Origin of the sequence: Streptomyces sp. AC1-42W (genome assembly GCF_003248355.1) — a bacterium.
In the GTDB taxonomy this organism is placed as follows: domain Bacteria; phylum Actinomycetota; class Actinomycetes; order Streptomycetales; family Streptomycetaceae; genus Streptomyces.
This window is the reverse complement of sequence record NZ_QKWY01000002.1, coordinates 2,452,111-2,464,497: the sequence shown is the minus strand read 5'-3', so window position 1 is coordinate 2,464,497 and position 12,387 is coordinate 2,452,111. Positions and strand designations below refer to the sequence as shown.

The following is a 12,387-nucleotide window of genomic DNA, read 5'->3' as shown; positions in this document are numbered from 1 at the left end:
CTCACGGACACGATTGCGCGTACACCCTTCCTCGCCGTGCCCCCCGCAGGAGAGCGGGTGCCGGCCCCGGCACCTGTCCCCGGCCGCCGCGGCGCCGTCAAGCGGGCACCGTGTCCACCTGCTGCCCGGCCGTCGGCTCGCTGCCGGCGATCCGGGTATGCCGGAGCTCCGCGGGCCAGTCCGAGACCGGGCGGAGCAGGTGCCGCAGATCGGGCTGATCCGGGTCACCGCGCAGGATCAGGCACTCGGCACCGCGCCGGGCGCAGGCGAGGACGGCGTCCAGCTTGCCGGCCATCGCCCCGGTGGTGTCCCACTCGGGTGCCACCCGCAGGGCGTCGCGAGCGGGCCCGGCCTCGCGTGGGTCGATCCACGGTATGGTCCGCCCGTCGTCGAGCACACCCTCCACGTCGGTGAGCATGGCGACCCGGACAGGACCCGCCGAAAGCCCGAGCAGCGCGGCCGGCACGTGGTCGCTGCCGACGACGCGCAGGGAGCCGTCGGGGTGGAGAAGGCAGTCGCCGGTGAGTACGGGGAGCGCTCCGGTGGCCAGGAGGCGCGGGAGGCTGCCGACGCCAACGACCGCGCCGTCTTCCTCCAGTACGGCGGCGGCGGCCAGTTGGACGGGGAAGGCCAGTGCGCCGGCCCGGCGGAGGGCTGTGGTCCAGATCCAGCGCAACTCGGCGTTGGCACCGGTGAGCGGGAGGGCTGCCCATGGATCCTCCGGGTCCAGGTGACGCACCGCTCCATGGCCGTAGGATCCGCCACCCGAGACCAGTACCACCCGGCCGGGTGCCGCCGCGGCCAGGTCCGCGACCTGCCTGGCGTAGCCCGCGACGGCGTCGTGGTCGATGTCGTGGTCGCGGCTCTTGACGGAGAACAGCCCTCCGCCGATCTTGAGGATCAGGAGAGCCGGCACCTCCCGTTGGCCGGCGGTGGTCGGGGTCATGTGGCTCTCCTGGGAGGTCTCGGGGCGGTGCCGTTACCGGAGGTCGTTGCGACGAGATCTGCGCGTGCCTGGTCCGCGTGCCGCATCCGGTGGTCCAGCAGGCGGCGCGCACAGTCGACCAGCACCTGCTCGTACTGCGGCAGTCCGGCGAGGTTCCTGCCTTCCCCAGGATCGTCCAACTGGTCGAAAAGCAGGGGTTGTTGCCCCGGAAAGTGTACGTAGGTGAAGCGTGGCCCACGCAGTACCGCGAGGTTGCACTCCTGCGGGCTGAGGCCCATCGCCCGTTCCGGAACGCGGTGCACCGGGTCGCGGAAGTCGAATTCGTGGACGATCTCGGACCTGGGCCATGGCGTGTGCCCTGCGGAATCGGACAGGAACGGAAGAAGCGAGTGCCCGCTGCTCCACGGCAGTGCCGGCGCCCCGGCCCAGTCGAGCACGGTGGGCGCGACGTCCACCGATTCCGTGGGAGCGGTCACGGTTGCGGCGGCCCTTCGTTCCGGGGCGGCTACGATCAGCGGCACCCGGTAGGCGGTCTCCCGGAAGCCTCCCGTCCCCAGGCTCCAGTGATCGCCGAGTGTGTCGCCGTGGTCGGCGGTGACCACGACGAGAGTGTCTTGCGCTCGGCCGAGGTCCTCCAAGGCGGTGAGGATCCGTCCGACATGATGGTCGACCTCGCTGACCAGTCCGAAGTAGGTCGCCCGGTGCGCGGCTACGGCCTGCGCGGTCAGGTCTGCGGGCGCGGTGTCCGGTACGTCACGCCCGACCCAGTGGCGCAGGAAGGGATGGCGTCCGCCCTCCTCCGCCCGGCTCGCCGCCCGGAGCGGGGCCGCCATATCGGCCGGGTCGTGCAGCCGGTCGTAGGGGAACGGTGCCACCCAGGGCGGGTGGGGGCGCAGGAACGTCGCCAGGATGAGCCAGGGCCGGTTCCCCAGCCCGGCCATGCAGTCAATAGTACGGTCGGCGACGAAGGCGGTGTCGCTGAGCTCTGCCGGATAGCGGGCGAGGTTGCGGCTGCCCGGGGCGGGGAGCAGGACGTCCATCGGGTCGTCGGGCACGGGTTGCCCGTGCGCGGCCAGGTGGTCGAGCCACGAGCGCAGCCCCGCGCGGTTGAGATTGAACCTGGTGTGCCAGGTGAACCCCCTGGGGACGGTCTCGCCGTCGCCCGAAGCCCCGTCGGCCACGGTGTCGGTGTACCCGACGACATGGGAGGCGATGCCGGCCAGGGCGAGTGCGGTCGCCAGGTTCGGCCGCGTGTCGTCGGCGCGGGTGCGGTTGCTCACCACTCGGTGGACCGACTGGTAGACACCGGTCAGCAGGGATTCGCGGGCGGGCCCGCAGGGCGCGGTCACGGAGTAGTGCCGCTCGAAGCGCGCACCCCTGGTGGCCAGCGCGTCCAGGTGCGGGGTACGCGCGTGGGGGGCGCCGTAGCAGCCCAGCGCATCGGGGCGGAGCTGGTCGGCGACGATCAGAAGGACGTTGCGGCGCCGGGGTGTTACGGTCCGGTCCGTCACGGCCAGAGGTACTCGGTCTGCCAGCCACCCTCTTCACGCCGAAAACTCACCCGAGTGTGAATCCGGTCCGGACTGGCTTCCCAGAACTCTATTTCGTCCGGGCGGATTCCGTAGAGGGTCCAACTCGGCGAGCAGGGAACCTCGTCGGGGTACGCAGCGGCCAGCCGTGTGTACTCGGCCAAGACCTCGTCCCGGTCTGCCGGCGGGGTGGGCTTGCGCAGGTGCGCGGAGAGCCGCGAGCCGCGCCCCCGCTCGGCGAAGTCCCGTTCGCCGGCGCTTCGCCCGGCCGCCTCGGCGCCGCCGACAATGCGGAGTTGGCGGCCCACCTTCGGCCAGTGGAACTGGACGGCGACGCGTGGATTCCGGGCGATCTCCTGGCCCTTGCGGCTGTCCGCGTGGGTGGCGAAGTACAGCCGCTCGTCGTCGATGTCCTTGCAGAGCAGCACCCTGCTGGACGGCGTCCCGTCGGCACCGACGGTACAGAGGGTCATGGCGTGGGGCTCGACCTGCCCGGCCTCGGCTGCCGAGAGGATCCACTCCTCCAGAGCCTGCAGCGGATTGGCCCGCAGGTCCTCGATGGTGAAGCCCGACGGTTCCAGGTCCGCGAACACCCGGAGCGCCCTGAACTTGTTGCGTGTCTTCTCGCTCACGACGACCACGCTACCCGTCCGCAACCGGAGCAGCACCAGCCATCTCCCGGGGCCCGCAGCGCACTTGATATCAGCACTGACTGAATCTTGCCGGTGGATCCCACCGATTCAGGGGTCACCTTCGTTGACATTTCCCCACATCGCACCCATCGCAACAAGGGCACGCAGGGCGCGATTTGGCACGCTCATTACATAAATGGTCAATGTCCATCCATGGATTGACCTGCAACGAGAAGGAGGAATGCCTGGTCGCGGACGAACGGAGGCCGCTTGGACGCCTTTCGGCCTAGTACTGATCATCGGCCGCACGGCCAGATTCCTGTGCTTAACTGCTGAGCGTGGCACCGGCCGTTAAGGCTCCGGTCCACCTCGCCCAGGACAATGGCGTCGGGGCAGTCGCCACACCGCCCGGGCACCGACTCCGGGATTCGTCGACCGACTGAGATCCCGGGGGTTTTACAGCGATGCGAGCCGAGAACATCCCTGCCCGGACGCCGGGGCACCGGCTTGGCGGGGCAGCCCAGCTCCGGGCCCTGTTCGAACGTCCCGGCCCGGCGAGGATCGTGGGGGCGCACAACGCGCTCGGCGCACGGCTCGCCGAACGCGCCGGGTTCGACGGGGTCTGGTCGAGCGGGCTGGAGGTATCCGCCTCGCACGCCCTGCCCGACGCGGACATCCTCACCATGACCGAACTCCTCGAAGTGGCCCGGTCAATGGCCGCCGCTGTGGCGGTCCCGGTGGTGGCCGATTGCGACGCCGGCTACGGCAACGCCAACAACGTCATGCACATGATTAGGCGATACGAGGCAGTCGGGGTCGCCGCGGTCTCGATCGAGGACAAGCGATTCCCCAAGATGAACAGCTTCATCCCCGGCCGCCAGGAGTTGGCGCCGGTCACCGAGTTCGCCGGCAAGATAGCCGCGGCCAAGAGTGCCCAATCGGGGCCGGACCTCATGGTGATCGCCCGGATCGAGGCCCTGGTGGCCGGCTGGGGCCTGGACGAAGCGCTGCGCAGGGCGGAGGCGTACGCCGAGGCCGGCGCGGACGCGGTCCTCATCCACGCGAAGGGTGAGTCCGCGGAACCCGTCCTGGAGTTCCTGGCCCAATGGCAGCAGCGACTGCCCGTCGTCGTCGTGCCGACCACCTATCACACCATCACCGCCGAGGAACTCTCCGAAGCCGGTGCGAAGCTGGTGATCTACGCGAACCACGGCCTGCGGGCCTCGATCACGGCAGTGAGCGAGACGTTCGAAGCCATCCTGCGAGACGGCCGCACCAGTGGCATCGAGACCCGCATAGCCCCGCTCGCCACCGTCTTCGACCTCCAGGGAATGGCCGCACTGCAACAGGCGGAGGAGCGCTTCCTCAGCAGGGCGGGCCGACGCCTGCGAGCCGTGCTGACCACGGGAAGCGACCTGCCCGGAGGATCCGACGTCGACGGCCGCAGCATCACCGAACTCCAGTGTGGATCTCTCCGGCGCGCCGGCATCGACAACATCACCGTCGTCACCAGTCGCGACGGGACGGCCGGCCATCCTGCGGGCGTAACCGTGGTCCACACACCGGGTCTGGAGGCGCCGGCCATCGCAGAGGTGGTTCTGAGCGCCGCACCGGACTTCCACGGCCATACCCTCGTAGCCGCCCCCGACCTGCTGTTCGACCCGGAGCCGCTGCTCCAGCTCGTCGCCGAGGAGCGCGACATCGCGGTACTGATCGACGTATCCGCCGCATCCGGTGACCCCGGGGACAGCCGCACATCGGTGACGACCGCCGCAGGCGCTGTGCAGGGCAGGCGCCTCAAGGGGACGCGCGGCAACAGCGTCACCGGATTCGGTTCCGGCCCCCGCGACGGCGAATTCACCGGAATCGCCGCCTTCTCGGACAAGGGCTGGGCGGCACTGCGCGAGGCCGCCGAGAAGCGGCTCGCCGAGGCCGGCGAAGAGCCCGGCCTGGCGGTGCTCCTGTCCGACCTGATCGACGCGGGCTGGACGGTCGACGCCGTCGAGATCGCCTCCGGCTGGGCCGAGCTGAGAAACCAAGAGGACGTGCGGCGGGCCGAGCTGCTGCTCACCGGACAGACGCGGTGAGCACCACGAGGACGCGTGTCCCGCTCGACGGGGCCGCCGTGGCCCGGACCATGCTCGACGCCGGGTTCGGCCCGTTCACGGGTGTTCCCTGTTCCTTCCTCGGACCGCTGATCAGCGTCCTCCAGGCGCAGCACCCCGGCAGCTACCTCACCGCGGCCAACGAGGGCGAGGCGGTGGCCATCGCGGCGGGCGCCCGTCTCGCGGGCCGACGACCGGTGGTCATCCTGCAGAACTCGGGCCTCGGCAACGCGGTCAACCCCCTCACCTCGCTCTGCCAGACCCTGCGGCTTCCGGTGCTCCTGCTGGTAACCTGGCGCGGCGAACCCGGATTCCCGGATGAACCCCAGCACCAGCTGATGGGCCGGATCACCCCGGGCCTGCTCTCCTCGATGGAGATCGACCACGAGATGTTCCCCGCCGATGCGACGGAGCTGGGGCCCGCACTCGACCGAGCCGCCGGACACATGGACCGCACGGGCAGCCCGTACGCCTTCATCGTACCCAAGGGGGCCCTCGCGCCGCACCGGCCGGCGGGGCCCGCTCCGGCGCCGGACCCCCGCCTGATGTCGCGTGCCGAGACGATCGGCCTGGCTGTCGACTCGGTGGGCCGGGACGCACTGCTCGTGGCAACCACCGGAAAGACGGCCCGCGAGCTGGAACGGGACTGGGACCGGCCGGGCAACCTGTATGTGGTCGGCTCGATGGGATGCGCCGCCAGCATCGGGCTCGGGGTCGCCCTGAACGCCCCCGACCGCGAGGTCGTCGTACTGGACGGCGACGGCGCGGCCCTGATGCGCCTTGAGGCGATGGCCACCATCGGCCACCAGGCTCCCGGCAACCTGCTGCACATCGTGCTCGACAACGCCTCGTACGAGTCCACCGGGGGCCAGCCCACGGTCTCCGGCGGGCTGGACTTCTGCGCGATTGCCCAGGCCTGCGGATACCGCACGACGGCGGACGTGAACCGGGCCGCGCAGCTGCGCGACGCTGTGACCCGCGGCGCCACGCAGGCGGGCCCGCATCTGATCCGCGTTCGCATCCGGCCCGGCTCCGACCCCGCACTCGGCCGGCCCGCACTCACCCCGCCCGAAGTGGCATCCAGATTCCGGGAGGCGGTTTCGTCATGACGTCACCCACAGGCCCCGTGGCACAGCGCCTGGTACTCATGAACCCCGGCCCGGTGCTCGCGGACGAGCGCGTCCGCGCCGCTCTGGGCGGGCCCGACCTGTGCCACCGCGAGAGCGAGTTCACCGAGCTGATGCGCCGTGTCCGCGGCCGGGTCACCCAGGTGTGCGGGGGGACCCCGGAGTTCACCAGCGTTGTCCTGACGGGGTCCGGAACGTCCGCTGTCGAGGCACTGATCGCGTCCGTTCCACCGTCGGACAGCGGCGTACTCGCCCTCGACAACGGCCACTACGGCCGCCGGATGCACGACATCGCCGCGATCCACGACATCGCGGTCCACCACCTGGAGCTCGGCTGGGGCGTCCCGATCGACCTCGGCTCCGTGGAAGCGGCGCTGGCAGCCGACACGTCGCTCGGATTCGTCACGGTGGTGCACCACGAAACCAGTACCGGCATGCTGAACGACGTCGCGGCAGTCGCCCGGGTGGCGCACCGGTACGGCCGCAAGGTGATCGTCGACGCGGTCAGCAGCATCGGTGCCGAACCGCTCGACATCGCCCGCGACGGCCTCGACTGGGTCGCCGGTTCAGCCAACAAGAGCCTTGAGGGTATGCCCGGCCTGAGCTTCGTCTGCGCACGGCACGATGCCTTCGCCGCGCTCGGCAACGGGCCGCGCCGCAGCTACTCGCTGGACCTGCACCGGCACTACACCGCCCAGGAGCACGCCCAGACACCGGCGTTCACCCCGGGGGTGCCCGCCTTCTACGCCTTCGACACCGCGCTGCAGCTGATGCTGGCGGAGGGGGTGGCCGCCCGCGGGAAGCGGTACCGGGCGCTCGCCGAACGGCTCCGGCAGGGCCTGGAGGATCTCGGCCTGCACCTTGCGCTGCCTCCCGGACACAGATCGCTGGGCCTGACCGCCGTCCGCCTCCCGCAGGGCATTGGCTACCCGGAACTCCACCGGGCCCTGCGGGCCGAGGGCTACGTCATCTACGCCGCCCAGGAGCAGTGGGCGCGCGACTTCTTCCGGCTGTCCACGATGGGGCGGATGACCGAGCAGGACATCGAGGGCTTCCTCACCGCGCTGGGCCGATTCCTGGACAGCACCACCGCCGCACGGACCGAGCACGTGACAGCCGACCGGGAGGGCAAGTGACCGAGCCGAGTGCCGACCAGGATCTGCGAGTCCGTCAGAACAAGCTGGACGACCATCTTCCACAGGACAGTGCGCTGCGCCTCTACCTGGCGGAGAAGGACGAGACGGCGAGGGTCCGCAAGCCCCGCCCGGACGCCCGGCTGATCGATGTCCGCGAGCCGCTCGGCCGGATTCCCCGCACGCTGCTGGTGCTGCCACCCATGTGCGTGTACGAGGGCGCGGTGAAGCGTGTCGTCCCGCCGCTGGGCCTGTGCTACATCGCCGGTGCGCTGGAGCAGGAGGGGATCGACATCTCCATCCTGGACTGCATCGTCGAGGGAATCGACGAGGAGGTCCCGGTCGCCGAAGGCGTCTGGAACCTCGGCATGTCCGAGGAACGGTTTCGCGCGTACATCGCCGAGAACGACTTCGAGGTCGTCGGCTTCACCATGATCTACTCCTCCGATCTGCAGAACCTCTACCGGTACGCGCAGATCGTCAAGGAGGTCCGGCCGCAGACGACGGTCATCGCCGGCGGTCTGCACGCCAGCATCTACGCCCGGCGGTTCCTTCAGGACGCGGTTGCGGACGGCATACCGTTCATCGACTACGTGCTGCGGGGGGAGGGTGAGATCCGGCTCGGCGACTTCCTGCGCAACCTCGCCGACGGGAAGATCGACATCAACGCCGACGGCCTGGCCGGCCGGCACGAGGGCAAGATCTTCGCGAACCCGCAGTTCGCACGCGTCACCGATCTCGACGCGCTGCCCTTCCCCGCGTACCACAAGGTCCCGATGGAGCGGTACTTCGCCCACAACGTGCCGTTCTCCCCGTATCCGCGGGGCAAACGCGTGATGCAGCTCTACACCTCCCGCGGCTGCCCGGTGGGCTGCACGTTCTGCGCCAGCACGAACTTCTCGAAGAAGTACATCGCCCGGTCGGTCGACAGCGTGATCGCTGAGATCCAGCACTACAAGGACGCGTTCGGCGTGGACGAGGTGCAGTTCGCCGACGACAACCTGACCTTCGACCGCAAGCGCGCCACCGAGCTCTTCGAGAGGATGACGGCCCTCGAACTGCCTTGGTGCACCCCCAACGGCATCATGGTGAACACCCTGAGCGCCCCGCTGGTCGACCGCATGGTGGCGTCCGGGCTCTACCAGATCACCCTTTCCCTCGACAGCGGCAGTGCCGAGACGCTCAAGGAGCAGCACCGCAAGCCCGTGGACCTGACCAGGGTGCCGGAGCTGATGGCCTACCTGGACAACCTGGGTGTGCTGATGCACGGCACGCTGGTGGTCGGCATGCCGGGCGAGACCGAGGCACAGGTCGAGGAGGGCTTCGCCTACGTCGAGCAGCTCCCCTTCCACTCCATCAACGTCTTCATCGCGCAGGCGATCCCGGGCTCCGAGCTCTTCGAGCGGGCGGTCAGCAACGGGACCATCACCTACGAGGGCGCGTTGCACATCGACACCGCCCGATCCACGCTGCGGCTCACCGGCATCGACGCGGCGCGGCTGGAAGAGCTCGTCGAAGACTTCCTCACGCGCTACAACCGCAGCATCTACGAGCGCGATCCAGTGGCCTGGGAGCGCAAGTACCGCGAGCACAAGGAGCGGATGGCACGCATCTGTGTGGGGTCGGCCTCGGCCATCACCGCCACGATCATCGACGTGGGCGGCCGGGTACCGGGCTGACGGCCCGGCACCGGACCGGTCGACCGGGGGTGGTCCGCTTTCACCGGAGTGCTCCGCCGAGCAGAGCACGTCCATCGCAGCAGAGGGGTGACCATTGGCTACGTCTACACCAGGCCGGGCCGCAGGGACGGCAGACGGCCCGGGGGACTGCGCGGCCGGTCCGTACCGCCTGGCCCTGGTCGGCGCCGGGCCCAGCGCGACCTACGTGATGGAGCGGCTCTCGGCTGTCGCCGAGACCTCGGCAGACCGCAGGCTTGAGGTTCATGTCTTCGACCTCAGCGGGGAGTTCGGAGCCGGGCGGGTGCACAGCTGGTCCCAGCCGACCACCAGCTTCCTGAACCGGATCACGGCTCAGATAGGGTTCGCGGCCGACGAGAGTGTCGTCGACGCAGGTCCGCTGCGGCCACGCGGTGAGCGGCCGACCCTTTACGAGTGGTGCCGGCAGAGGTTCGCCGAGACCGGGCATCCGGACTTCGACCTCCGGCCTGCCGACTGGCCCAAGCGGTACGTCCACGGTCTGGCGCTGAGCGACCGCTTCGCGGCCTTCGTCGCCGACCTGCGAAGCCGCCCCGGCACCGTGGTGGAGCTGCACGCCACCGAAGTGGTGGACGTGGCCGAGCAGGGACAGGCCCTGCGTCTCAGGACCGCGGACGGCGGGGAGTACGACTGCGACGAGGTCCTGCTACTCACCGGCCACTCGCACACCGACCCGATGAGCGGTGGCCCTTCGGCAGAGTTCACCGACTTCGCCCGCCGCACCGGCGCCCACTACATTCCGTACGCCTATCCCCTGGACCAGGCCCTGCCCGAGGCCGTTTCGGGGCCGGACCGGGTGGTGGCCTGTGCCGGCATGGGCCTCACCGCCATCGACGAGATCCTGCACCTCACCGAGGGACGCGGCGGACGGTTCGAGCAAGGGCCCGACGGCACCTTGGCCTACCGGCCGAGCGGTGCCGAGCCGGCCGGCATCGTCGCGTTCGGCCCGACCGGAGTGTTCACCTACGCGCGGCCGTACAACGACAAGGAGCAGGACCTGGCGCGGCTGGAGCACCGGGGTGTCTTCCTGACCGTCGAGGCTCTGAACCGGCTGCGTGAAACGGTCGGGACGCCCGTGACCCGCGCGGGCGGCAAGGTCAGGCGCCAGCTCGATTTCGAGCCGGATGTCCTTCCGCTGGTGCTGCTGGAGATGGCGCACCTGCACTACGCGACGCTTTTCGGCCCGGGCACGGCGGCTGTCCTCGCCGAGCGGGTGGCGCCCGGCTACCGGTCGTTCCTGGGCGGCGGACGAAACGACCTGCTGGCCCCGCTGGAGGCGGCGGTCGACGAACTGACCGCCCTGTTGGAGAAGATCCTCTCCGGCTCCACCACAACCGCCGAGACACAGGCGGGCGTCGACTGGCCGCTGGAGGAGGCGCTGGCCCGCTGGGCGCAGGTCGTCTTCGGTCCCGAGGGCCGGCGGCAGGTTCTCGCCGCGCTCAGCGCCCCCGACGGGCTGCCTTCCGTGTCGGCCGGCCTGCGCTCGCCCTGGCGGTTGGAAGAGAGCGTGCGGGGCAATCGCTTCGACTGGGCGCGGCTCACCGACCCGCTGGGCGCGTCCACGTTCGCCACCCCCGAGGAGTACCGGCGGCGGTTCGAGGAGTTCATGGCCGTGGACCACCTGTGGGCCGCGCAGGGCAATCTCGACAACCCGGCGAAGGCAGCGGCGGACGGTGTCTGGCGCGACCTCCGTCAGGTCCTGGGCCACGCCGTCGACGACGCAGGCCTCACGGCGCGGTCGCACCGGCTGTTCCTGGAGAGGTACATGCGTCACCACAACAAGTTGGCCAACGGCGCCGCCCGCGAGGTGATGGAGAAGATCCTCGCCCTGGTCCGGCACGGTCTGCTGGACGTCGGCACCGGCCCGGACGCCAGGGTGACGCCCGACGAGAGCCGCAGGCGGTTCCTGGTGTCCGGTCCGCGCACGGGCGCCTCGCGGCTGGTGGACACCCTGGTGGACGCCCGGGTCCACGCCTTCGACCCCCGCAGGGACGTCCTGCCGCTCTACCGGAGCCTGCTCGACCGCGGTCTGGTCAGGATCTGGTGCAACAACTCGGCCGACGGCAGCAGCTTCGAACCCGGCGGAATCGACCTGTCGCCGGAGTTCCACCCGGTCCGGGCCGACGGAACGGTGGAGCAGCGGATCACTGCCCTCGGCCCGCCGTCCGAAGGCGCGATGTTCTTCCAGCTCGGTGCCCTGCGACCGGACCAGGACCACCATGTGATGCGTGATGTGCTGGTCTGGCTCAAGGGCTTCCGGTCCGCGTTCCGGGCGCATCACGTCCGCCCGCACCCTCGCCCCGCCGATTCCCGACCTGAAGGGGTGCTGTCGTGATCGAAAGCGTCATCGTGCTCGCCGCCGGTGAGAACCGCCGGATGGGAACGGCCGTGACCGGCCCGAAAGCACTGCTCCCGCTCCGGCCGGACGACCCGTCGGGGCCGACCTTCCTGAGCCGCAATCTGGAACTCTTCCGGGCCATCGGTGCCGAGCGGGTCTTCCTGGTGGTGAACTCAGCCGGCCGGGCGGCGTTCGAGGCCGTCGTGGACGACCTCGTCGAACTGGTCGTGATCGACCCCGGTCAGGAGCGCACGGGATCCAGCGTCAGCATGCTCGCGGGCCTGCAGTCCCTGCTGCGCTGGCGCCCGCGTGGTGCCCGGACGATGGTGACGGACGCGGACGTGGTCTACGAACGCTCGCTGATGGACCATGCCGGGGCACTCCGCGGGTCACGGCTACTGACCATCGACCGGGTGAACGGCGACGGGGAGGAAGTGCGGGTCTACGGGCGATCGGCCGACGAACCCGTCCTGATCGGCAAGGGGCTCAACAGTGGTATGACGTACGGCCTCGAACTGCTCGGCGAGAGTCTCGGCCTGATCCTGCTGGACGCCGCAGGCACCGTCGCGGCGGCCGACGTGACCCGGTGGATCGTCGGCGAGCCCCCGGCCGTCCGCCCCTACGGCTTCGGCGGCAGGCTCTCCGAGCACGAGGAGGTCTGGCAGTACCTCTTCACGCTGGGGCGGCTGCCGGCTGCCCAGCTCCCCGGCTCCCTGCTCTTCTCCGAATGCGACTTCCCGGCCGACTACCAGTACGTCCAAGATGTCCTCTTCCCGGCGATCCTGGAACGTGACGCGATGGCCTTCACCCGCTGAATCCACATATTTCCTTCGCATCACCCCGGGCGCCGACCCCTGATTTT

At 70.1% G+C, this 12,387-nt stretch carries 9 protein-coding genes; 6 read left to right on the top strand and 3 right to left on the bottom strand.

Annotation, left to right across the window (positions count from 1 at the left end; all coding sequences use genetic code 11):
• Positions 1-97: 97 nt before the first annotated feature.
• From DNK56_RS29060 to DNK56_RS29050, 3 genes are read right to left on the bottom strand one after another with little or no spacing between them, the layout of a single operon-like run.
• Positions 98-946 carry an amino acid kinase family protein gene (locus DNK56_RS29060; RefSeq protein ID WP_111338744.1) on the bottom strand — a complete coding sequence of 283 codons (849 nt, stop codon included), beginning with the start codon at positions 944-946 and terminating at the stop codon, positions 98-100.
• Positions 943-2,457 carry a sulfatase-like hydrolase/transferase gene (locus tag DNK56_RS29055; protein ID WP_158558463.1) on the bottom strand — a complete coding sequence of 505 codons (1,515 nt, stop codon included), beginning with the start codon at positions 2,455-2,457 and terminating at the stop codon, positions 943-945. The genes DNK56_RS29060 and DNK56_RS29055 overlap by 4 nt, the downstream gene beginning before the upstream one ends.
• Positions 2,454-3,107 (bottom strand): pyridoxine/pyridoxamine 5'-phosphate oxidase, encoded by a 654-nt coding sequence (locus DNK56_RS29050; RefSeq protein ID WP_158558464.1) that lies wholly within the window; start codon positions 3,105-3,107, stop codon positions 2,454-2,456. Before DNK56_RS29050 ends, DNK56_RS29055 begins: the two co-directional genes overlap by 4 nt.
• A 464-nt stretch (positions 3,108-3,571) precedes the next feature.
• Here DNK56_RS29050 and DNK56_RS35595 point away from each other — a divergent pair, with 464 nt between their 5' ends.
• The 6 genes from DNK56_RS35595 (at position 3,572) to DNK56_RS29020 (ending at position 12,340) form a co-directional block, all read left to right on the top strand.
• Positions 3,572-5,194: an isocitrate lyase/phosphoenolpyruvate mutase family protein gene (locus DNK56_RS35595; RefSeq protein WP_111338741.1), complete on the top strand. Its 1,623-nt coding sequence runs from the start codon at positions 3,572-3,574 to the stop codon at positions 5,192-5,194.
• Positions 5,191-6,321 (top strand): phosphonopyruvate decarboxylase, encoded by a 1,131-nt coding sequence (aepY, locus tag DNK56_RS29040; RefSeq protein ID WP_241990117.1) that lies wholly within the window; start codon positions 5,191-5,193, stop codon positions 6,319-6,321. The genes DNK56_RS35595 and aepY overlap by 4 nt, the downstream gene beginning before the upstream one ends.
• Positions 6,318-7,475 carry a pyridoxal-phosphate-dependent aminotransferase family protein gene (locus DNK56_RS29035; RefSeq protein WP_111338740.1) on the top strand — a complete coding sequence of 386 codons (1,158 nt, stop codon included), beginning with the start codon at positions 6,318-6,320 and terminating at the stop codon, positions 7,473-7,475. Before aepY ends, DNK56_RS29035 begins: the two co-directional genes overlap by 4 nt.
• A complete protein-coding gene (locus tag DNK56_RS29030) occupies positions 7,472-9,151 on the top strand; it encodes an Sden_1168 family B12-binding radical SAM P-methyltransferase (RefSeq protein ID WP_111338739.1) in 1,680 nt (559 codons plus the stop codon). The genes DNK56_RS29035 and DNK56_RS29030 overlap by 4 nt, the downstream gene beginning before the upstream one ends.
• Before the next feature lie 94 nt (positions 9,152-9,245).
• Entirely contained in the window at positions 9,246-11,522 is a 2,277-nt protein-coding gene (locus DNK56_RS29025) for an FAD/NAD(P)-binding protein (protein ID WP_241990116.1), read from the top strand.
• On the top strand, positions 11,519-12,340 hold the full coding sequence (locus tag DNK56_RS29020) for an Sden_1164 family protein (RefSeq protein WP_111338737.1): 822 nt from the start codon (positions 11,519-11,521) through the stop codon (positions 12,338-12,340). The genes DNK56_RS29025 and DNK56_RS29020 overlap by 4 nt, the downstream gene beginning before the upstream one ends.
• Positions 12,341-12,387: the final 47 nt, after the last annotated feature.